General features: G+C 34.9%; 15 protein-coding genes and 1 pseudogene. 9 read left to right on the forward strand and 7 right to left on the reverse strand.

Features of this window, described 5'->3' with window-relative positions; genetic code table 11:
- On the forward strand, window positions 1-559 hold a 559-nt coding region (locus tag EWM59_RS17050; RefSeq protein ID WP_130022439.1), incomplete at its 5' end, for a transposase.
- A 13-nt stretch (window positions 560-572) separates the two neighbouring features.
- Here EWM59_RS17050 and EWM59_RS17055 read toward each other — a convergent pair.
- Window positions 573-1467, reverse strand: a pseudogene (locus EWM59_RS17055) (IS982 family transposase).
- A 248-nt stretch (window positions 1468-1715) separates the two neighbouring features.
- Here EWM59_RS17055 and EWM59_RS17060 point away from each other — a divergent pair.
- From EWM59_RS17060 to EWM59_RS17090, 7 genes are all read left to right on the forward strand, one after another.
- Window positions 1716-2201 (forward strand): LbetaH domain-containing protein, encoded by a 486-nt coding sequence (locus EWM59_RS17060; protein ID WP_207220007.1) that lies wholly within the window; start codon window positions 1716-1718, stop codon window positions 2199-2201.
- Between the two features lie 19 nt (window positions 2202-2220).
- Complete coding sequence (locus EWM59_RS17065; RefSeq protein WP_130022441.1) at window positions 2221-3351, forward strand: NAD-dependent epimerase/dehydratase family protein; 1131 nt, start codon at window positions 2221-2223, stop codon at window positions 3349-3351.
- Between the two features lie 3 nt (window positions 3352-3354).
- Entirely contained in the window at window positions 3355-4395 is a 1041-nt protein-coding gene (locus EWM59_RS17070) for a WaaS/CpsH family glycosyltransferase (RefSeq protein WP_130022442.1), read from the forward strand.
- Window position 4396: 1 nt separating this feature from the next.
- Window positions 4397-5305: an NAD-dependent epimerase/dehydratase family protein gene (locus tag EWM59_RS17075; protein ID WP_130022443.1), complete on the forward strand. Its 909-nt coding sequence runs from the start codon at window positions 4397-4399 to the stop codon at window positions 5303-5305.
- 185 nt (window positions 5306-5490) lie between these two features.
- Window positions 5491-6255, forward strand: a complete 765-nt coding sequence (locus EWM59_RS17080; protein WP_262709285.1) for an MraY family glycosyltransferase — start codon at window positions 5491-5493, stop codon at window positions 6253-6255.
- Between the two features lie 97 nt (window positions 6256-6352).
- A complete protein-coding gene (locus EWM59_RS17085) occupies window positions 6353-7750 on the forward strand; it encodes a phage tail-like protein (protein ID WP_130022445.1) in 1398 nt (465 codons plus the stop codon).
- A gap of 439 nt (window positions 7751-8189) precedes the next feature.
- The gene (locus tag EWM59_RS17090) at window positions 8190-9896 is read left to right on the forward strand and encodes a polysaccharide biosynthesis protein (protein ID WP_229239377.1); all 1707 of its coding nucleotides are present in this window, start codon (window positions 8190-8192) and stop codon (window positions 9894-9896) included.
- On the opposite strand, the gene EWM59_RS17095 is transcribed toward EWM59_RS17090, so the two are convergent.
- From EWM59_RS17095 to EWM59_RS17115, 5 genes are all read right to left on the reverse strand, one after another.
- Window positions 9870-11351, reverse strand: coding sequence for a capsule assembly Wzi family protein (locus EWM59_RS17095; RefSeq protein ID WP_130022447.1), 1482 nt, complete (start codon window positions 11349-11351; stop codon window positions 9870-9872). The genes EWM59_RS17090 and EWM59_RS17095 overlap by 27 nt on opposite strands.
- A 24-nt stretch (window positions 11352-11375) precedes the next feature.
- Complete coding sequence (locus EWM59_RS17100; RefSeq protein ID WP_130022448.1) at window positions 11376-12713, reverse strand: capsule assembly Wzi family protein; 1338 nt, start codon at window positions 12711-12713, stop codon at window positions 11376-11378.
- A gap of 152 nt (window positions 12714-12865) precedes the next feature.
- On the reverse strand, window positions 12866-14899 hold the full coding sequence (locus tag EWM59_RS17105; RefSeq protein ID WP_130022449.1) for a T9SS type B sorting domain-containing protein: 2034 nt from the start codon (window positions 14897-14899) through the stop codon (window positions 12866-12868).
- Between the two features lie 135 nt (window positions 14900-15034).
- Window positions 15035-16237 (reverse strand): DUF1501 domain-containing protein, encoded by a 1203-nt coding sequence (locus EWM59_RS17110; protein ID WP_130022450.1) that lies wholly within the window; start codon window positions 16235-16237, stop codon window positions 15035-15037.
- A 54-nt stretch (window positions 16238-16291) separates the two neighbouring features.
- Window positions 16292-17722: a DUF1800 domain-containing protein gene (locus EWM59_RS17115; RefSeq protein WP_130022451.1), complete on the reverse strand. Its 1431-nt coding sequence runs from the start codon at window positions 17720-17722 to the stop codon at window positions 16292-16294.
- A gap of 227 nt (window positions 17723-17949) precedes the next feature.
- On the opposite strand from EWM59_RS17115, the gene ileS reads away from it, so the two are divergent.
- Window positions 17950-21390: an isoleucine--tRNA ligase gene (gene ileS, locus EWM59_RS17120; RefSeq protein WP_130022452.1), complete on the forward strand. Its 3441-nt coding sequence runs from the start codon at window positions 17950-17952 to the stop codon at window positions 21388-21390.
- A gap of 48 nt (window positions 21391-21438) precedes the next feature.
- Here the strand turns inward: ileS and EWM59_RS17125 are convergent, their stop codons facing one another.
- On the reverse strand, window positions 21439-22728 hold the full coding sequence (locus EWM59_RS17125; protein WP_130022453.1) for an aminotransferase class V-fold PLP-dependent enzyme: 1290 nt from the start codon (window positions 22726-22728) through the stop codon (window positions 21439-21441).
- Between the last annotated feature and the right edge of the window lie 104 nt (window positions 22729-22832).

The raw sequence follows: 22832 nt of genomic DNA on the forward strand, positions 1-22832 counted from the left end.
TAATGTATCTTTGGTGGATTCATTGCCTATCATGCTTTCCAAACACCCTTATACAGCTAAAGTAGCATCTGAGATAGCAGATAAGGGTTATTGCGATGCAAAAAAACAATTTTATCATGGAGTAAAGCTCCATTTGATAGGTAAGGACAGATTTGAAAAAATACCTAAACCTAACTTTTTTGATTTTACGCCTGCCAGTGTGAATGATTTAACAGCTATAAAACCCATGATTTGCCAATTAAAAAATCAAATTGTGGTCGGTGATAAAGCATATAGTTCAGAAAAATTCAACCAACAACTTTCTAAAAATAACACGGTCGTTTTAACGCCTATAAAATTGAAAAAAAGACAACAATATCTACAATCGGATGATAGCCTATTTTCTAAGTATATTAGCTCTGTTAGGCAACCTATTGAATCTTTCTTTAAGTGGCTCATTAGCAAAACAGATATTCAAAATGCTTCAAAGGTACATTCTGATAGTGCTCTATGGTCGAATTGTTTAGGTAGAATAACTGCTGCCATTTGTTTATTTATTTTTAAACCTTATATTAGTTAACGTGAGTTCGGGATTATCTTTTTATAAAAGTTGTTGGTTTACACTCATAAAAGCAATAAGCTGCCAATGCTCCAAAGATATGTGCTATTGCATTAATTGGACTTCGGTGACGAGTATGCTCAATATCAAAGACAGTCATAAGAATATCATTAACTGATTCAATTACTCCTCTTTTTTTGAGATTGATTTTATCATTGACAGATATGAGCTGATTTTTCATATTTTCTCTAATTTTAGTAACTAAATGTAACCCCTGCTGATAGAAAAAAGTAAAAAGTTTGGAGAGATATCCTTTATCTCCATAACATTTTCCCTTTAATCCTTTAAACATTTTTTTGAGAAGATGCTCATTGTTATCCATCACATTAGCTGGTGTTAGTGTAAAGTTCATAATTTGCCCTAACTCGTTGATAATCAGATGTATTTTCAAACCATAAAACCAACCAGTTGATGATTTGCCTCTTGTAGCAAAGCCAGCAAATACTTTATTGGAATGAATTCTTCGATTATCACAAACAGGCAATTTTTTGCTATCTATAAAATAATGACCCGTCTTTTCGCTTAAAGAGGTCAACACTTTAACGAACATATACAATTTGAGAGTTTGGCGTCCTATTAACTCAATGAAACGATGATAACTCGGTAATTTTGGGAAATAGCTTGTAAAATCTTTTTGTACTAAATGTTCATAATAATAGCGGTCCGCCGCCGCGGTGAAAGTTCTTAAATCCTGACCAATGATAAAAAATCAAGATTGTAATAATTTCACTATCACTTATTTGTGGTTTTCTTGTCAATGAATGACTTCCAATTTGATGATTTTGTAACCACTTTTCATACATCTTATCGAAATCGTCACATGAAATGAATATTTCAATCAATTTATTTTCGTAGTTTAGCTCTGTCATGGGGTTTAAATTTGAGGTTTATGGCGTCGAATACCACAAATATCTCACTTTTTTGCCCTTTTGACTTTTTATTCTAATCCCGAACTCACGTTAGTTAATAAATTTAATTCAGTCCTTATTATTTCAAATTTTATATGCTTAGTCAATATAGTTTTTTACAAATAATTTATCTATTTATCTGCAAACTTAGAACATTTCTAATAAACTCTAAAATACGTCTTATCCGTTTTCCTATTGATATAAGAAATATGTCTCGAATAGACTTTGGCAAAGCACTTACTACTGGAAGAGGCTGTCGTTTAGAAGTAGTAATTTTAGAGAATAATTTACAAGAAAAAAAACTTTTAATTTTTGGAAGTAATATTCAATTAAACGACTATGTGCATATTACAGCAGCGGAAAAAGTGATTTTAGAAGATAATGTTTTAATTGCAAGTAAAGTATATATATCTGATTGTAGTCACGGTACTTATGGCAAGTTTGATATAAATGATCATCCTGATACTATACCTAAAGATCGTAAACTATATAGTATGCCTGTAACAATCAAAAAAAATGTTTGGATTGGCGAGGGGGTTTGCGTTTTAATGGGTGTTACTATTGGTGAAGGTAGTATAATTGGCTCAAACGCAGTAGTAAGTAAAGATATACCTTCATATAGTATAGCAGTTGGTAACCCTGCTAAAGTCATAAAAAAATTTGATACCAATCAACAAAAATGGATTTCTGTTTAATAAAAAATATAAATGTAAAATGCAAATATTAATAACTGGAGGAGCAGGTTTTATAGGGACTTCCCTTTCTTTGGAGCTTGTTAAAAAAGGGCATCAGGTTACAATTTTAGATAATTTTTCTCCACAAATACATGGGAATAATCATAAAAATACATTTTTATATAAAAGAATAGAGAACTTAGTTACTATAGTTGAGGGCGATATAAGAAATAAAGATTTATTAAATAAATTAATTAAAAGCAATGAAGCCATAGTTCATTTAGCTGCAGAAACTGGTACAGGGCAATCTATGTATCAAATTCATAAGTACACAGATGTAAATATTAATGGCTCTGCTTTACTTTTAGATATTCTTGCTAATGATAATCATCATATAAAAAAATTAGTAATAGCTTCTTCCAGAGCTATCTATGGAGAAGGAGCTTATATTTGTTCAGAACATGGTAGAGTTTATCCAGAGCCACGTAAAGAAGAAGATTTAGTAATGGGAAACTTTGCTAATAGATGTCCTACTTGTAATAAAATAGTAGATTTATCTGCTACAAAAGAGAATGATAAAGTAAATGCAAGCTCTATTTATGGTTTGACCAAATATAATCAAGAGCAAATGTTTATTATTATGGGCAAAGCATTAAATATTCCTACAATTGCTTTACGTTATCAAAATGTTTATGGTCCTGGACAATCTTTAAAAAATCCTTATACTGGTATCCTGTCTATTTTTTCAACCCGAATAAAAAATGGTAACGATATAAATATTTTTGAAGATGGCAAGGAGTCACGCGATTTTGTATATATTGATGATGTAGTGCAAGCTACCTCTTTAGCTATAGAAAATACGACTATTATTAATGATATCTTTAATGTGGGTTCTGGCGTTGCAACTACAGTTGAAGAAGTTGCTAAAACACTTTTAGAAAATTATAATTCTAATAATAAATACACGATTTCAGGTGCTTACAGAATTGGTGATATTCGACACAATGTCGCTGATTTATCAAAAATAAGGTCAGTTTTAGGGTATTCTCCTAAATATTCTTTTAAAGAAGGAATTAATAAATTCGTTAGCTGGGTGAATGCACAAGAGATTCAGCAAGACAATTATGATAAATCCATAGAAGAGATGAAAAACAAAGGTCTTTATAAATAGTATATGGAGAGAATATTACTTGAGAAGTTTGCAGGAAAAAAAATAATTCTCTTTTCTGTACAAACCTTTAATTATGAAAAAATTATTGCTGATAAACTTCGGTCATATAATGCTGAAGTATTTTATTTTGATGAGCGCCCAAGTAATTCTAATTTTAGTAAAGGAATTATAAGAATTAAACGCTCGTTATATCAGCAAACAATTGATAAATACTATAAAGATATACTACAAAAAGTTAAAAATGTAGATTTTGACTATTTATTAGCCATAAGAGGAGAAGTAATACCTGGTTTTTTTTTAGAAGAATTTAAGTTAAGGAACCCAAAGTGCAAGCTTATTTTTTATACTTGGGATGCGTTTGCCAATCATAATCATGCTCTTTCTATATTAGATTATTTTGACAGGAAATTTACTTTTGACACGAATGATGCAAATAATTATAAAATTGGTTTTCGTCCATTGTTTTATATAGATGACTATAAGGAAGTATCTTATAAAAGTAAAAATTTTTATGATGTACTTTTTATTGGAACAGCTCACTCTGATAGATATTTAATAAGTAATCAGATATCTGAATGGTGTAAGAAACATGGTTTTAAAAGCTATAATTATTATTACATGCATGGAAGATTAGTTTATTGGTATAAACGCATTTTTGAAAAAGGTTTTGAAAAAGTAAATTTCAGACAATTATCTTTTAAAAGTATTTCGCAACCACAAATAATTACTTTATACAATCAATCACGAATAATATTAGATATTCAACATCCAAACCAGTCCGGTCTTACTATGAGGACCTTTGAAGCAATAGGAGCTAAAAAGAAAATCATAACTACAAATAAGGAAATTTCAAAATATTCTTTTTACAATGAAAATAATATATTAATTATCGACCGCAATGACATTATATTGAATCCTGATTTTTTTAAAACCGATTTTCAGGAAATTGATGAGAAATATTATCTGGCTATGAGTATAGATGGATGGATTAATGAAATTTTCTTTGATGCAACTTCAAATTTTTGGATAAATCAGTTTAAATAATATGAAAACAATTCTTATAACAGGAGCATCAGGATTTGTTGGAAAAAATTTTATAAAAGCTTTTAGTAGTAAATTTCTCATAAAAGTTATCTCGTTGCGTAAAATGCCCGTAGACAACATTAATCTTCAAGGAATTGATGTTATCATTCATTTAGCTGGTAAAGCGCATGATTTGAAAAAAAATTCAAAACCATCAGAATATTATGAAGTAAATACGGAATTAACAAAAAAAATTTACGATAAATTTTTAGAGTCGAATGCTTCCACTTTTATAACTTTAAGTTCAGTTAAAGCAGCGGCAGATAAAATATTAGTTCCATTGACAGAAGAAACTATTCCAGAACCAGAAACACATTATGGTAAGTCTAAACTATTAGCTGAGAAGTATATTTTTTCAAGACCATTATCATACGATAAACAAGTATACGTACTTCGCCCTTGTATCATTCATGGCGAAGGCAATAAAGGAAATTTAAATTTACTTTATCAACTAGTGAAAAGAGGATTCCCCTATCCTTTAGGTTCATTTGAAAACAAAAGGTCTTTTCTAAGTATAGAAAATTTAAACTTTATATTTGAGCAATTAATAAATAGAAAAGATATTCCTTCAGGTATTTATAATGTATCAGATGAAAACCCTTTATCTACTAATAAATTAATTTATATTATGGGGAAATCTTTAAATAAAAAAATTAAAATTTTCTACATTAATCCTAGTATAATTAAATACATAGCAAAGATAGGAAACATTCTTCATCTGCCTCTAAATGAAGAACGTTTACAAAAAATGACAGAAAATTATATTGTGGATAACACAAAAATCTTGAACGCACTAAAACACTCCTTGCCCGTTTCTTCAGAGGAAGGCTTAAAAAGAACTTTTCAAACCTTTATTAATGAAAAATTATAATCTTATAATTTGGGGGACTATTTTTTTTATAGTTATTGAATTAGCTTATTTTAGGATAGCTCAGTTTTTCAATATAATTGATAAACCAAACAAGCGTAGTTTACATTCTGTTAATACTATTCGAGGTGGGGGGATTATTTATTGGATAGCAGGTTTAACATACTTTATATACTCCAATTTTTCTTATCCTTTTTTTTTTTACAGGATTTACTATTATAGCATTTATTAGTTTTCTAGATGACATTTACAGTTTACCAAGCCGTTATCGTTTGATATTTCAGTTTTGTGGAATACTTCTATTACTATGCCAAGTTTACTATTCTAGCCCTTATTCATATTGGCTATTTTTTTTTCTTTCAATTCTAAGTGTTGGGATTGTTAATGCCTATAATTTTATGGATGGTATTAATGGTATTACTGGAATATATAGTCTGATATTAATAATATGTTTAAGTTATGTAAATAATTTTATTACAACCTTTATTGAAGAAGATTTTATTATTACAATAATTTTAAGTGTCTCCGTATTTTTATTTTTTAATTTTAGAAAGAAAGCTATATGTTTTGGTGGTGATGTTGGGAGTGTGGGTATAGCCTTTTTACTTGTTTTTTTTACAGGGCAATTGATAAACACTACTTATGATTGGAAATATTTGTTCTTCTTTTCAATTTATGGGTTAGATACCATTTATACTATTTTATTTCGTTTGAGCAAAAAACAAAATATCTTTGAAGCTCATAAGTTACATTTTTTTCAAATTTTAGTTTACCAAACTGGTTTCTCTCATTTACAAGTCGCAGCAGGTTATGCTATTTCTCAGTTATTACTTAATATTTGGATTATCAATTACTCGGCTAGCAATCCTCTTTTCTATCTACCTATATTATTTTTATTAGTAATTATGCATTTTATAAGGAAAAAGCAAGGTCTTGCCATAACCATTAAATAAAATTTCGATATAATATTTTTTTTAACATAAAAAGCTCATTAATTTAGCATTAAGAAAAATAAGGATTGTTAATTAAAATCAATAAAATTTTTACGTAATGAAAACAAATTTTACTAAGTCGCTCTATGTAGCTGCGATATTTTCAGCAAGTACTTTGGGTGCTTTTGCTCAAAAAGAAAGAGCCAATGTGGGTATTGGTACTACACAACCTCATGAATCAGCTGTGTTAGATATTAAATCTTCTAACCAAGGTTTATTAATTCCTCGTATGTCATTACAGCAACGTAATGCTATTCAGAACCCAGCTAATGGTTTGATGGTTTATCAAACAGATTTACTTTCAGGTTTCTATTTCTTTGATGGTAAGGACTGGAAGCCATTGACATCTGCGACCGAAAATTATTCTGTTGCTGCGGATCCTAACGACTGGACAAAAGCGGGTAACTTGGGTACAAATCCACTTAATGACTTCTTAGGAACCATCGATAATCAACCTTTAGTAATGAGAGTAGCTAATATTCAAGGTGGATATATTGGTGTAGCAGCAACATCAAAGACTTTTTTAGGTATGCATGCTGGAAAAACAGGAACTGGGATACAAAACAGCGGATTTGGGTTCCAGTCACTAAGTAGCTTAACTACGGGAGCTTCAAACACTGGGGTTGGTTCTGGCTCATTAATGTCTACTACTTCTGGAAACTCTAATACTGCTGTAGGTCGTAATGCATTAGGTTTAAACCAAGGTGGTAGTTCTAACGTTGCTATCGGGCAAGGATCTCAATATAATAACATAAGTGGTGCCGGTAACCTAAGTTTAGGTACAAATTCACTTTATGAAGGAACTGCTGCAAATGGGAATATTGGTCTTGGTACACAATCTCTATTTAAAACTCAAGGAACTAATAATATTGCCTTGGGTACTAATGCTGGTTATTCAAATGTTAGTGGTACGCTTAACCTTTTCCTTGGATATAATGCAGGTTATAATGAGACTGGCTCAAATAAACTTTATATAGCTAACTCTACTACTGCTAACCCTCTTATTAAAGGTGAGTTTGATAATAAAAACTTAAAAATTAACTTGGGTGCTACAAAATCAACAACTGTTGGCTTCTTAGCAGTAGGTAACTTTGATGCCGCCTTCGCTATGCCAACAGGTAACCCTTATCGCTTAATTGTACAAGATGGTATTATTACTGAAAAAGTAAAAGTTGCTTTGAAAGGTACTGCTGACTGGGCTGACTATGTTTTCGAACCATCTTATCAATTGATGCCTTTAGAAAAAGTTGAATCTTTTGTAAAAGAAAATAAACATTTGCCAAATGTTCCTTCTGCAGAAGATATGTCAAAAAATGGCTTAGATGTTTCTCAAACAAGTGCTAAATTAATGGAGAAAATAGAAGAATTAACTCTTTATATGATTGAAATGAATAAAGAGATTAAAGCTTTGAAAGCAGAAAATGCTAATTTGAAAAAAGTAGTAGAGCAAAAATAATTCTTTATTGTAAAAAAGCCCTTTGACTAACTTGTCAAAGGGCTTTTTGTTTCTTCTAACCTCAAAAGTTTTATCTTGTATTTATTGTTGGACTTACCGATTAATAAATTTCTTTGCTGTTATTTCTATAAAAACTTGTCACAAATTAAACAGTAGCTATATTTGTTTAATTTTCTAGCCATCACACTAAAACATATTCTCTATGACCAACTTTTTACGTAAACATACCGAAAAGTTCGCTTCTAAGTGGTTAATTCTTTTAGTTGATTTACTTATTTGTTTTGTTACATTTACGATTGCTGTTTTTGTTCATTTCAACTTCGAATTGACTTATGTAGAGCCTCATATCTACAAATATCATCTATTGTTTGTATTAAGTGTCAGGACTATATTTTTTGTATTCTTTAAATCATACGAAGGTATTATCAGACACACAAGCATGGAAGACGCTGCTTTGTTACTTAAGGTGGTAACTATCAGTAGCATTTTTATTTTTCTACTTTCTAATTTTGGTTGTTATCACAATATAGTGTATTTATGTATTCCCCCAAGGATTACTATTATCAGCTATTTTATTACACTTTTTGCTCTTATTTTTAGCCGCTTTTTAGTAAAAAGCCTATATGATTCTTTCTTCAGAAAAATTAAATTAACCAGTTCAGTAATTATCTATGGAACTGGTTATATGGGTCTTATAACCAAAAACAGCTTATTAAATGATAAAGTAAAGAATTATAAAGTATTATGTTTTATTGATGATAATCCGCAAAAAATTAACAAAACTGTTGAGGGTATAAGGGTTCTATCTAGAAATGAGGCAATTGAAAAATACATAACTAATCCTAATTCAAAAGAGGAAAATGTTGAAGTAATTTTTGCGATACAGAATATTAGCCCTTTGGCTAAAGCAAAAATTGCAGAAGATTTCCTTACTAAAGGAATCATATTAAAATCTATTCCTCCCATTAATAAGTGGATCAAAGGAGAATTGACTACTAAACAGATTCAACGAATAGAGATTGATGATCTTTTAGAAAGAGACCCTATTGCTATTAATAATAAGTTTGTAGAAAGATTTATTAATAATAAGAGAATTTTAGTAACCGGAGCTGCGGGATCGATTGGTAGTGAACTTATACGTCAGCTTATAAAATTTTCACCTAAAAAGATTATTTTGGTTGATCAGGCTGAATCGGCTTTATATGATTTAGAGAGTGAATTATTAAGAACATCAACCTCTGAGAATAAAGAATTGCCCAATATAAGGGTTGAAGTATATGATGTAACCAATGAAAAATTAATGGATAATCTCTTTAACGAAGAGTTGCCACAAGTAATTTTCCATGCTGCTGCTTATAAACACGTTCCTTTAATGGAAAAAAATCCATATCAGGCCGTTAGGGTCAATGTTTTGGGAACAAAAATTATTGCAAATCTTGCATCTAAATATGGTACAGAAAAATTTGTTATGATTTCAACCGATAAGGCGGTTAATCCAACAAATGTAATGGGTGCATCTAAGCGTTTGGCTGAAATGTATGTACAAGGTTTAGATAGTCATCATAATAACAATACGAGATTTATTATTACTCGTTTTGGTAATGTGCTTGGCTCTAATGGTTCGGTAATTCCTTTGTTTAAAAAACAGATTGAAAATGGTGGACCTATTACTGTAACTCATAAAGACATCATCAGATATTTTATGACTATTCCTGAGGCTTGTCAATTGGTTTTAGAGGCAGGAACGATGGGAAAAGGCGGAGAAATCTATGTGTTTGATATGGGAAAACCTGTAAAAATCTTAGATTTGGCTAAGAAAATGGTTCAATTATCCGGATTAGAATTAGATAACGATATAAAAATTGCTTTTACAGGTTTAAGACCTGGGGAGAAATTGTATGAAGAGTTACTAAACAGCAATGAAAATACTCAACCAACTTATCATCATAAAATTATGATTGCTAAAGTTGTGCCTGAAGATTACGATTTGTTAAATATTGCTATAAAGAATCTTGAATCAACATTGACCAGATTAGATAAAAATTCAATTGTTTTAGAATTGAAAAAATTAATTCCTGAGTATATCAGTAATAATTCTGTCTATGAAGATTTAGATGAATTAGAAGAAAGTTCGTTGAATACCTAAATAACCGCCTAATGATGAGGGAAATAATGTTCCTTCATCAAAGGATAGGTAAGAAATAAGAGAAAACTGAGGGAAATTATATTTTACCTTATACAAAAACGAAAACTGTTTCGCATTAATCGGCACCTGATAAGTTCCTAAGTTTTTATTAAAGATAAGTTTTGTATAGTAATTTATATTTTTGCCTTTCCCTTCAATGGCCAGTGAAAAAGCTTCAACTCTATTTAAAATATAATACGTTGAATATTTCTCTAAGTCTTTATTAGCAAGAAGCTTTTTATCAACTGAATTAATGGGTGTTAATAACGGTGTCCCAATTGTATTTCCCCCATAAGTCCATCCGTCAGTATAAACGCCATTATTGAAATAATTATCTGCTCCTCTTAACTGAGGAATATCATCATATCGGTCTTGCAAGCTACCTCCCTGATTGGTTGTATGTAAATATTCAAAACAAACACGTACAATACCCTTCACCGCATTTTTTCTTCTAAAAGAAATCCCTGTTAATCCATCACTTATATTGTTTAGATAAAACAAAGAACCATCTTCATAAATATTCTGTCTGTAGAGAAAGATATCAAACTTCTTAAAATTAATTTCTGTGGCAATATCTATAGTGCCTAAATGGTTTCCTGCCCTATTCATTGCTTCGTTAACCGGAATCCCTGTTCCTACTCCATTATCTCCTTTATTAAGGCTTGTTCCTGCAACTACCTTCAGGTAGGTATTAAAATCAGATGGAAATGTTGTAACCAATAGCCCGGTAGTCTTATCAATATAAGGCGTAGCAGGCTTTCCACCCCATTGAACCTGATGATTAAAACCTGAATAAATCTTAATTTTCCAATTAGGCTTCCCTATTCGAGCATATAAATTTTTCTGATGTAAATAGAAATTTCTAATAGCACCGTTATCAAAAAAACCATCGCTGTAAAGCCCTTTGATTGACAAAAGCCCTTTTCCAAGTATAGGCACATAATTTGGGATAGAAATTTGTACTTTAGGGATTGGAAGGGCATTCCCTGACCAGATATACGAACCCATTGTAAGAACAGTATCCACTAAACCTATTATCTCTCTTTTACGACCTGCCGACAACTCAAACGCTCCATAGCGAACTTTAAGATACGCTTCCGGCAATAATACTTCATTAACTTTTCCTACGTTGCCTATTGCATTTACACCAAAACCAAAGCCGAATTTATGCAATTGATTATTCGAATTAAATGTAGAATCATAGTCTTTATAGATTCCTCCTTTAATAGCTACTACAGAGGACTCTAATGGTACTATACCATATTGATTGGCACGAGTAAGAAACGGTGTTTTTCCTGATGTAGAAAGATAAACACCTGCTTCAGCCTGATACTTTATCTTCTCAAAAAAACTCTGCCCTAAAACACAGGAAGACGATATAAAAAACAAAAAAATAGCTTTGTAAATAGATGGCATAGATAGGCGGTTTTGTGCAAATTACTACCAATTTTTAACAATAAAAAAACTAATCCCCATATTATTACCGTATAATTTACCCGAATCAAAGGCTATACTGACTTTTGAATCAAGTTTGAGTTTTGATAAAGGGATGTTTACTGCAAGAAGGCTTGAAAATTGTTTAAAATTATTTCTCGGTAAGCCAAAAGTACCAATGCTTGAAATAAGTGAAGATTTAAAGGTATAGGTATAATTAAGTAATTTGCCGGTAGCAGAAATATAGTATGCCTGCACGCGATTATCGATAGAAAATAGTGGATAGTTTTTCCGCTGTGCGTTTTCTGACAAATCCTGATTGGAAATAATTAAAGGAGTACCAACCCCATTTCCCTGATAGCTCCAGCCTTCTATGTATTGTCCATGATTGAAATAATTCTGTACTTCTCCATAATGTGTTTCTTTTTTTCCCAACCACTGAGCAAATTTTGTTATATCACCTGCTTGTCTTCTAGTATCAAGATAGCCTATATTAAATCTATGCAATTTCGCCTTATTTTTTAAATCAAAGCTTAAAGAATAGTTGCCATCCATTGAGAGCAAAACTTCAGGCATCTGCCCATCTTCATAAGGACTTTGGCGATAGAAATAAATGTCGGCAAATGATGTTTTTACACTCATACCTACATCTATACTCCCTAAATGATTACCGAACCGATTAAGCGTTTCAGCCGGGCTATAAGTACCATCATTAGGGATACGCCAGGGTATCGGCAAAACAACATTGAGATAAACAAACGGGTCTGCTGAGAAATAGCCATTTTTTGTAGTAAAGGTATTGTCTTTTTGTAATTCAGCATATCCACCCCACACAACCTGATGGTTAATTCCTCCATAAAAATTAAACTTCCATGAATCTCTTCCTATTTTGCCATATAACCACTTCTGATGCAAATAGTGGCCATCAGTATAGGGTTGATTACCAAACCAACCATGTGAATGACCCAATTTAACTGACAGTAAGCCTTTAGCAACTACAGGAACAAAATTAGGAGTAGAAAACTGAACTTTAGGAAGGGGTAGCGCATTGCCAGACCAAACAAAAGCACCTGAATTGAGTAAAGTATCTGTAAGACCTATTATTTCTTTTCTGCGCCCGGCATAGAACTCGAATAAGCTATAGCGAATTTTCAGATAAGCTTCGGGTAATAATAGCTGGCTCTGTTTTCCGGCATTTACTACGAGTGAAGCACCATAGCCTATATCAAATTTTTTGATTCGTTGAAGTTCTCTTTTAGTGGAGTCATATTCTCTGTAAGCACCTGCATGCAGGGTTACAAAAGGCCCATTCAAAGGTATAATACCATATTGATTAGCTCGCATCCAGAATGGTGTTTTCCCGGAAAGATTAGCCCCCCCACCTAATTGGTATCGAATATCGGATAGAATGTTCTGAGCATGAGCATTAATTATACTGCTTAAAAAAAAAAAGTAGTACAAGTAAAGTGGAAAGGGTTTTTATCATAAAGCGTGTTTTATCTCATAAGCAAAAACTTACCAGTCTTATTTACTTCTGTTCCATCGATTAATTTAGCGAAAATTTTATAAGTATAAGTATCTACAGGTGCTCCGGTTCCCTGAAAGTTTCCATCCCACGTTTTGAGAGGGTCATTAGAAGTAAATACCGGATTACCCCATCTGTTGTAAATCTGAAAATCAAAGTTGACAATTCTTCTGAATGTGCCTTTTACTTCCAGATTATCATTAATTGCATCGTTATTAGGTGTAAAGGCATCAGGTAAGAGTATCTTTACAGCTAAAGGAATGGTATAAACATTAGAGAAGCTTTCACTTCCATCAGGGGCAATAATCCGGATTCTGAACTTGGCCTCTTCTTCAAAACCACTTAAATCTGGGCTATAGTTAAATTGTGTAGAAGATAGCGGAGGTGAAGTAACAGTAGCTATTGTTCCTGTATTCTCATCGTAGCTTTGTATCTCAAAATTACTGATACCTGTATCTGCAAATGGCGTTTGACCTGTCCAAAGTAATTCATTTTTAGCTTGTTCCGAAAGCAAAACCGTACAAAATGCGTCAGACAGCATTGATGTACTGCCACATTGGTCTAAAAAAGCGATTTTATAACAGTTCGATTTTAGAGAATTGTCTACGTTCGTATCCGTAATTGGCGCAACTGTCGGGTTGGTTTTTATCTCTTTAAATTCCGTACCATTATCATGATAAAGAATATATTTTTCGCGTGGTATAGTCCAGGGGCTATTATCTGTAAATATAATTTCAGAGGTATTGGCATCAGTTACTGTTACTAAAGCGTCTGTGATTGCCTCAGGGTGATAATCTTTCCGTTCCAGGCAGATAGGTTTTGATATACTAATGCCCTTAAACTTCCAGTAAAAAATTTTACCTTCTGTCTCCGTTTTTATTCTATAGCAATATTTCTTCTTGCAATCTACATTATCTGTATAGGGGCTACTACTCACAGGTATCTCAGGCAATAATATATCATCTTCTTCTTTCAGAAGGGTCATTGTCCGATTCATGAATCTGCCATACGTTATACTTGTGCCACCGTCTAAAATTATATTTGACATTTCTGTCGGATAATTTTCCCATAAAATTTCCTGAGTGGTAATAGAAAGCGGGTTCACCTCGTTTAATACAGTCGTACAAATTTCTGCTGATTTAGCACCACAGCCTCCCCCTTTGCTTAAATAAAAACAGTAAGATTTATTTGTATCAGGTATAGCAATCGACATTTCTCCCGGAAAAACGTTGGTTTTAAAAGGAGTAAAACTATAAGGTGTTCCTTGTTCTGTCATAAATAAATCATATCCGCCGGCTTCATAACCGCCATTTATAGTTAAAACAGCTTCATCGGCTGTTTTTAACACCAGCTCACTTACATTAATATGATTGGGTGATTCATATCCTCCGGGCACTGTTCCCGGAGTAAGATAAGGAAGATACTGCCCTGTATTAGCCGGGCAGCTACTGGCTGTATTAAATACACCATTTACTGTTACTGTTCGTGGTGTAGATAAATTCTTTGCACGATTATAGGGTAATTGTGTTACTCTTTCGAGGGGGGTACCATCTCCCCAGTTGATGGTATAATAATCGAAATTATTTCTTGAATCGGCAGGAATAGCCACACTAACAGAAGAATTATTGCAACTCTCGATACTTGCTACGGGTTTTGTATTCTTTCTTACTGTAACCACTTTGCAGGAATAAAAATCTCCACCGTTCTTTTTTCCGTATTGCAGAATTATATAGTTACCGTCCACAAGAAAAGGCCATTCAGCATTTGGCCCCGTTTCAGCAGGGATAGTAGGCAGTTTTGAAGCAGCTTGCCCGCTATAACCAAATATATATTTTATATCTGTTGCGCCTGAATTATTATCCTTTACTTTTACTTTTTCGCCGATACAAACCGCTGACGGACCATCAAAAACAAAACCGTCAGGTGTTGCATTATCGCAGATTCCCTGAGCGAAAGTTGAAATTGATACAAAAAAAAGTAGAATTATTCTCAATACACTTTTCATTTACTGTTATAAAATTAGTAAATAGCGGGATACAAATTTCCTAATAAATAACGTATTGAGGCAACAATAATTCTGTTTTTCTTTTGTTTTTTATTTAATGGTCATATTTAATTGAAGACCTTAAAATCTAACCCGTTATACCAAACGCAAACTTTTAAACTCTCTCCCCAATACGATTTTGCCCTTCATATTCAGCCAATCTTGTAGTAAAGAAGCATAAATCTGCCGAAAATCTACTGAAAACTTCAAATCTCCCTCATCCAAATCAGTTAAATCAGGTGCTTCGTTCAATACTTTCGGACGCTTCAGGTTGCCTCCTATCAGAAAAACATTATTCGCAGTACCGTGGTCTGTACCGCCGCTGGCATTTTGCTTTACTCTTCTGCCAAACTCTGAAAAAGTCATGATAAGCACCTCATTGAGTTTATTATTTTTCTGTAAATCGCTTACAAAAATATTCATCGACTCAGCATAGTTCTTCAGTAACCTTTCCTGCTGATTTACCTGATTGAAATGTGTATCAAAACCTGAAACACTTACATAATATACATTGGTTGGCATTTCAGATATTATCAGTTCTGCAATGGTTCTGAGTCTTTGTCCCAACTCTCCTTGCGGATACTGATTCCGACTCTTATATACTTTCGATTTGGCATGTAAAAACTCGGCAGAAGAAGAAGTTTCGGCCAGAGTCTTATACATATAGGCTAAATTCTCGTTCTGAACCGCAGGAGTAACCTGTGAGATTTTCCTGACAAAGTCTCTGCTGACTTGTTTATATAGTTTTTCCGGATCTTTTACTGCTAATGCTTTTACTTTTTCACCTTTCATTGATAAGCTAAGGGTATCGTCTATTTCTAAAGCACGATACGGCACGCACTTACCCTCACAATTGGCATCTAAATACCTGCCTATCCAACCTGTATTCAGGTATTCGGTTGACTCACTACCTGTGTGCCAGATGTCCATTGAACGAAAATGCGAACGGTCAGGGTTTGGATAGCCTACATTATTGATAATGCTTACCAGCCCCTCATCATACAAACGTCTGATGCCTTCCATAGCCGGATTCAGCCCCAAATCATCATTCAGTTTCAGCACCTTATCAGGGGCTATGCCAATAGTCGGGCGAGATTGATAATAAATGTCATTCCGGAAAGGAATAACCGTATTTAAGCCATCGTTTCCACCTGAAAGTTGAACTATGACTAATACTTTATTTGATGTCTGACTGATACCCAACTGCTCTCTTTCGTAAGCTTTCAGAAAATTAGGTATCAACATTCCTCCTACTGTTGCTAAAGCTGATTGTCTGATAAACTCTCTGCGTGATGCCATAGCTGTATATCTGAATAAATAGTAAGAAAATCTTTTAAAAATAATTAAGGAACATCAGCATAACTGATACTCCGGTAACATCATCAGAGCCATAGCGGCTTTTCTGACAGTTTCAGTTCTGGAATCAGTTTTTGTTTTATCCTGAATCCCTTGAACAACTGCTTCGGCAGGTGAAACCTGCAAAAGAAAATCACTCATCTCTGTCATGAGTTTTGCCTCTTTATCCGAAAAAATGCTGGCATAGGCTGTCCAGTCCATATCGGCTCTGAAGCTCCTTTTACGAGTCTGATAATCGGTATTGATGTCTCCATCACTTTTGGCATTTATTTCAGGCTGCTTGTCTGTAAAAATCAATGCCGGAATCTGCATTCTGAACAGTAGACTTGAACTATCTATCCAGTTTTTTCCCCCGGGCCAACCTGCTACATTGGGCGGATAAAGCAATACCTGCCCCAATACCCTTTGAATGAAAAGGCTGGTTTGTTCGTCTTCAAACTTTAGACCCAGGGTTCTTTTCAGACCAACTAATAATTCAACAGGAGATTTTACGTGGCTACCAATATTTTGTTGTGCATAAAACCAGTCAGCCGTAAAGATATTTTCGAGCAGATTAGCTATATCATAATTAGTTTTATAAAACCTGGTGGCCAGTTCCTGAATTTTTTCCTGATGCCCGTGCGTTGAAATATTTTCATTGACGAAATGCTGATAGACTTTAGTCGTAATAAAAATAGCTGTTTGCTTATTTTCTAATAGTAATTGAATAATGTCTTCACCCTTAAAATAGCCCTTTTTCCCAAAAACTGTCTTTTCTTCCTCATCATGTTGTCTTTCCCGGAATACAAAATTGCCCTTGATGTCAAAATCCCAACCTGTAAAGGCTCTGGCTACTTCTTTAATATCTCTTTCTGTATAATTCCCCCGCCCAAGTGTAAATAATTCCATCAACTCACGAGCGAAGTTTTCATTTGGGCTTCTTTTTCTATTTTGTCGGTTATTCAGAAACTGCAACATGGCGGGTTCTTTTGAAACTGCCAGCAGCAAATCGCCGAATTTGCCTAAAGCATATTTTCGGAGGGTATTGACATAACTCTGTGAGAAAGAAGCATTAATGCTGCGAGCTACCAGATGCCCGTGCCAGAAGAACGCCATTTTTTCTCTCAACATTCCCTTTTCTGTACTCATAACCTCAAGCCAGGTAGTATTGAGTCTGGCTTGTTCTTCTCTTCTTTCTTTTTGTAGTTCTTTTAGTTTGCTACGCTCAACCCCCTCACCACCATTCTCTTTTTTATCCATTCGCAGTTTTCTCAGGTCTCCGGCTATATCGGTTGGTTCTACTACGGCAATAGGCACATATACTTCTGAGTCTTTCAACATTTTTCTGAAAACTTGTTTAGCCGACTGCTTCTCTGTTTCTTTTATAGCTGAAAGCGACTCTCCGAATCCGGCTCGCCAGCATAAGTGTTGGGCGTGCTTTTGTAACATAGCTTGTATGGTTAAGGTACAAGGTATTAGATAGGTTAAAGTAGGTGCAGGTTTAACGCCCGGCTACCAATTTGTAAGATTTAATCTGTTTGCTTAATTTTTTTACGCTAAATCTGTTCTCTGTGTAGTATAGTAATCTAAATCTCTGCAATCTGTATTACGCCTTGGACTAAAAATGCGTATCTTTGCACTCTATTTGGGGAAAGAGCCCCTATTCGCTTATTATTATGCACTACAAAGAGTATAAATCAGTCAACTATGCAGCAATTGCTGACGAGATTCTTGAATTCTGGAAGCAGAACAAAATATTCGAGCAATCTATTGAGGTAAGAGAGGGGTCTCCTGCTTTTACCTTTTATGAAGGACCACCCTCAGCGAATGGAACGCCGGGTATTCACCACGTAATGGCTCGTACAATTAAAGATATTTTTTGCCGCTATAAGACACTTCGTGGGTATCAGGTAAAACGTAAGGGCGGTTGGGATACACATGGCTTGCCTATTGAGTTGCAGGTAGAAAAAGAATTAGGTATTACCAAAGAAGATATAGGGGTTAAGATTTCGGTTGAGGATTATAACAAGCAATGTCGTGAAACAGTAATGCGTTTTACTGACCAGTGGAATGACCTGACTGAAAAGATGGGCTATTGGGTTGATTTAGATGACCCATACATTACTTATAAAAACGAATACATAGAAAGTATCTGGTATTTGCTGAAAGAGTTCTATAAAAAGGGCTTATTGTATAAAGGCTATACTATTCAGCCTTATTCGCCTGCGGCCGGAACAGGGCTTTCGTCGCATGAGTTGAATATGCCGGGTACTTATAAAGAAGTAAAAGATACTTCTCTCACCGCCCAGTTTAAAGTAAAAAAATCAGAGAAATCGGACTTTTTATTTGAAGCAGCCAAAGGAGATAACGTGTATATATTGGCATGGACGACTACCCCCTGGACGCTCCCTGCCAACTCTGCTTTGACCGTAGGTAAAGGTATTGATTATGTATTAGTACATACTTTCAATCCATATACCTATCTGCCCGTAAATGTAGTATTAGCCAAAGTACTGGTTAATAAATATTTATCAGAAAAAGGGCATGAGGGTGATTTTGAAGGCTTTGAAGCATCAGACAAAAAAATCATTCCGTGGACAGTTCTTGCTGAATTTAAAGGTTCAGAGTTAGAGGGTATTGAATACGAACAATTATTACCTTATGTACAGCCAGAAGCGGCGGCATTCAGAGTAATTATCGGTGATTTTGTAACCACAGAAGATGGTACAGGGGTTGTGCATACCTCTCCTACTTTTGGTGCCGACGACTTCCGGGTAGCCCAACAAAATGGTATTCCGCCTATTATGATTAAAGATGAAACAGGCAAAGATGTACCAATTGTTGACAAGCGTGGCCGCTTTGTAAAAGAGATTACAGATTTTGCGTTGGACTACGTAAAAGAGCAATATCTGACCGATGCCGAAAAAGAAACAGAACGCCAGAAACAAGGGCGTGATAAATACCTGTCGGTTGATGAGCGCATCAGTATCAAACTAAAAACAGAGAACAAGGCTTTCAATGTACAGAAGTTTGACCACCCGTATCCGCATTGCTGGCGTACTGATAAGCCTGTGTTATATTATCCGTTAGATAGTTGGTTTATCCGCACTACGGCCATGAAAGACCGTTTGGTGGCTTTGAATAAAACCATTAACTGGCAACCGGAAAGCACAGGTACAGGTCGTTTTGGCAACTGGCTGGAAAATGCCGTTGACTGGAACTTATCCCGTAGCCGTTACTGGGGTACTCCACTACCTATCTGGAGAAGTGAAGATGGAGAAGAGGTCTGTATTGGTTCGTTAGAAGAATTGAAAAACGGTATTCTTCATGCACAGAAAGACGATGCCCTATCAATAGAGCAAAAACAAAAGAATGCTTATTTCCTTGAATTACTGGCCGAAAACAAAGAAGATTTACACCGTCCGTTTGTAGATGAAGTATATCTGGTTTCAACAAGTGGCAAAGTAATGCAACGTGAAAGCGACCTGATAGATGTCTGGTTTGATTCTGGTGCCATGCCTTTTGCCCAATGGCATTATCCATTTGAAAACAAAGAGATATTTGATAATAGCTATCCGGCCGATTTCATCTCTGAGGGTGTTGACCAGACTCGTGGCTGGTTCTTTACCTTGCATGCTATTTCGGGTATGTTATATGACTCTATTGCCTTTAAAAACGTAGTATCAACCGGATTAGTCTTGGACAAAAACGGCAATAAGATGTCGAAGCGTTTGGGCAATGCCGTGAATCCGTTTGAAACACTGGCACAATATGGCGCAGACCCAACCCGCTGGTATATGATTACCAACGCCGAACCCTGGGATAACCTGAAATTTAATGTAGAGGGTATTACAGAAGTACAACGTAAATTCTTTGGCACGCTGACCAATACGTATAATTTCTTTGCCCTATACGCCAATCTGGATAATTATAAGATGACAGAGTTCGACAGGGTACCATACGAGCGTTTGCCGGAAATGGACCGTTGGATTCTATCGAAATTGAATACTTTAGTAAAAGAAGTAGCTGAACAGTACGAGACCTACAACCCTACAAAAGCGGGGCGTCTGGTACAGGATTTTGTGTGTGACCAACTCTCTAACTGGTATGTACGTTTGTGCCGTCGCCGTTTCTGGCAGGGTGAAATGACAGAGAATAAACAAGCGGCTTACGAAACGCTTCAGCATTGTCTGGTAGTAGTCTCGCAGTTGATGTCGCCTATCGCTCCTTTCTATGGCGATTGGTTGTATCGAAACATGACCGATTGTATCCGTGAAGAAGCGAAGGCTAAAAGAACGCATTTTCTGCATGAGTCGGTACACTTTACAACCTGGCATGAATATGATGCAAGCATGGTTGATACTGATTTGGAAGAATCAATGGAATTGGCACAGAGAATCTCTTCTCTGGTACACTCTTTGCGTAAAATTCATAAAATTAAGGTGCGTCAGCCTTTACAAAGAGTATTGATTCCGGTACTTTCTGAAAGCACACGTGAGAAGATTCGCCATGTGGAAGAAATCATTAAATCGGAAGTAAATATCAAGGCTGTTGAATACCTTGACGATGATTCGGGTATTTTGAAAAAGAAAGTAAAACCTAATTTTAAAGTATTAGGCCCTAAGTATGGAAAAGATATGAAAGAAGTGGGCAACTTTATCAATTCCATGACAGGCGAACAATTGAAGGAATTAGAGAAAAGTGGTGAACTTTACACCAATTCAGCTTTAGCAACTTTCTCATACCTGAAACTGGAAGATGTAGAAATTCTGACAGAAGATGTACCGGGTTGGTTAGTAGCCAGCGAAGGAGGCATTACAGTCGCTTTAGATATGACTATTTCAGAAGAATTACGTAACGAAGGTATAGCCCGTGACTTTGTAAATCGTATCCAGAATTACAGAAAAGACAATGGTTTTGAAGTAATTGATAAAATTGTTATATCTTTGTATAATAATAGCGAAATGCTTGTTAACGCTATTGAAGCAAATAAAGAGTATATTTGTCAGGAAGTACAAGCACTTTCATTAGCAATTGTTCAGGACTCCCCTCAAGATGCCAGTCAGATTGAAATGGACGAGTTCTTACTAATAGTAAAAGTTAATGTGGTTAAATAACAATCCCATAGATATGAAAAAGGTGGAGAAATTCTCCACCTTTTTATTTTAGGTTTTAGCTATATGCTTAATCCCCTCAAGCAACCTGTCTAAATCATTGAGTGTTGTGTACACATGCGGTGTTACACGCACCCCATCTAATTTCTCCCATTTTACAGGAGAGGTATGAATTTTAAACTTACCTAACAATTCGCCCTCAATTTTGCCCCCTTCCAGACCTTCTATGCCAAAATGCGCCAAAGCTCCTGAGAACTCTTGTTTGAGCGACGTATTGAGTTTAAATTTAGGAATATGACTCTGTGCCTCTTTAGCCCAGTAGTTTTTCAGATACCTTAAACGAGCTTCTTTACGGGCATTGCCGATTGCTAACTGGAAATTCAATGCCTGTCCGATAGCCTGCTCAATCATAAATGGTCTTGTACCCAGGTTCTCAAATTTTCTGATATTATCCGAGTTGGGTTTGTCATTAGGTATCAATGGAAATACTTTACTGATTTTTTCTTTTTTCATCCATAACATACCTGAGCCTATCGGCGCAGAAAGCCATTTATGTAAACTTGTTCCGTAATAATCACCCCCTAAATCGGGGATTTTATATTCAAGATGAGCAAAAGAATGGGCGCCATCAATTACTACTTCAATGCCTCTTTTATGTGCCTCGTCTGCTATGCGTTTAGCTGGTAAAATCTGCCCGTTCCAGTTAATAATATGTGTAATATGCACTACTTTGGTTTTGGGTGTCATTTGCTCTACAAACTTTTTCACTATTAAATCATTGTCTTCGGCAGGCAGGTCTAACTCTACATAATTAATTTTCAATCCTTCTCTCAACTCTCTTTGTCTATACGCATGCAACATATTAGGGTAATCGTAGCGTGTCATAACAATTTCATCACCTTTTTGCAGCGGCAAGCCTAATATAATGGTGTCTAATGCTTCTGTGGCATTGCGGTTTATCGCAATTTCTTCCGGCGATACCCCGGCATATTTAGCCAGATTTTCTCTCAGTGGCTCACGTCCCTGGTCTAATATACGCCACATAAAATAACTGGGAGCTTCGTTGGCAAATTTGCCATAACGCTCAACCGCATTTTGCACTACCAAGGGCGCAGGGCTTACCCCACCATTATTCAGGTTAATGATTTGGGGCGAAACTGTATAGGCTTGCTGAATCTGATACCAGTAGTCTTCATCAGTAGCCAGTTCTTCTACGGTTTTATTGGGGCTTAGCTGACTGATAGTTAAAAGGTTATCAGCTGAGAGGGCCTTTAAGGAAGGTAGAAGCGATGCACCTGTAAAAGCTGATAGTTTTTGAATGAAGTGTCTGCGTGATTTCATTTCTGGAGTTTAGGTATTGAGTGTATGCGAATATAACGAAATTGATAGTAGAAGCAAATGGAGGAATGGCATTTACTGAAGATTCTATTGAATATCTATCAAAT

It is taken from the genome of Emticicia agri, assembly GCF_004168285.1.
GTDB lineage: Bacteria > Bacteroidota > Bacteroidia > Cytophagales > Spirosomataceae > Emticicia > Emticicia agri.

Coding starts and splice junctions, on each gene's coding strand:
- EWM59_RS17060 (WP_207220007.1), top strand. CDS start 1,716: ATGTCTCGAATAGACTTTGGCAAAGCACTTACTACTGGAAGAGGCTGT.
- EWM59_RS17065 (WP_130022441.1), top strand. CDS start 2,221: ATGCAAATATTAATAACTGGAGGAGCAGGTTTTATAGGGACTTCCCTT.
- EWM59_RS17070 (WP_130022442.1), top strand. CDS start 3,355: ATGGAGAGAATATTACTTGAGAAGTTTGCAGGAAAAAAAATAATTCTC.
- EWM59_RS17075 (WP_130022443.1), top strand. CDS start 4,397: ATGAAAACAATTCTTATAACAGGAGCATCAGGATTTGTTGGAAAAAAT.
- EWM59_RS17085 (WP_130022445.1), top strand. CDS start 6,353: ATGAAAACAAATTTTACTAAGTCGCTCTATGTAGCTGCGATATTTTCA.
- EWM59_RS17090 (WP_229239377.1), top strand. CDS start 8,190: ATGGAAGACGCTGCTTTGTTACTTAAGGTGGTAACTATCAGTAGCATT.
- EWM59_RS17095 (WP_130022447.1), bottom strand. CDS start 11,351: ATGCCATCTATTTACAAAGCTATTTTTTTGTTTTTTATATCGTCTTCC.
- EWM59_RS17100 (WP_130022448.1), bottom strand. CDS start 12,713: ATGCGAGCTAATCAATATGGTATTATACCTTTGAATGGGCCTTTTGTA.
- EWM59_RS17105 (WP_130022449.1), bottom strand. CDS start 14,899: ATGAAAAGTGTATTGAGAATAATTCTACTTTTTTTTGTATCAATTTCA.
- EWM59_RS17110 (WP_130022450.1), bottom strand. CDS start 16,237: ATGGCATCACGCAGAGAGTTTATCAGACAATCAGCTTTAGCAACAGTA.
- EWM59_RS17115 (WP_130022451.1), bottom strand. CDS start 17,722: ATGTTACAAAAGCACGCCCAACACTTATGCTGGCGAGCCGGATTCGGA.
- ileS (WP_130022452.1), top strand. CDS start 17,950: ATGCACTACAAAGAGTATAAATCAGTCAACTATGCAGCAATTGCTGAC.
- EWM59_RS17125 (WP_130022453.1), bottom strand. CDS start 22,728: ATGAAATCACGCAGACACTTCATTCAAAAACTATCAGCTTTTACAGGT.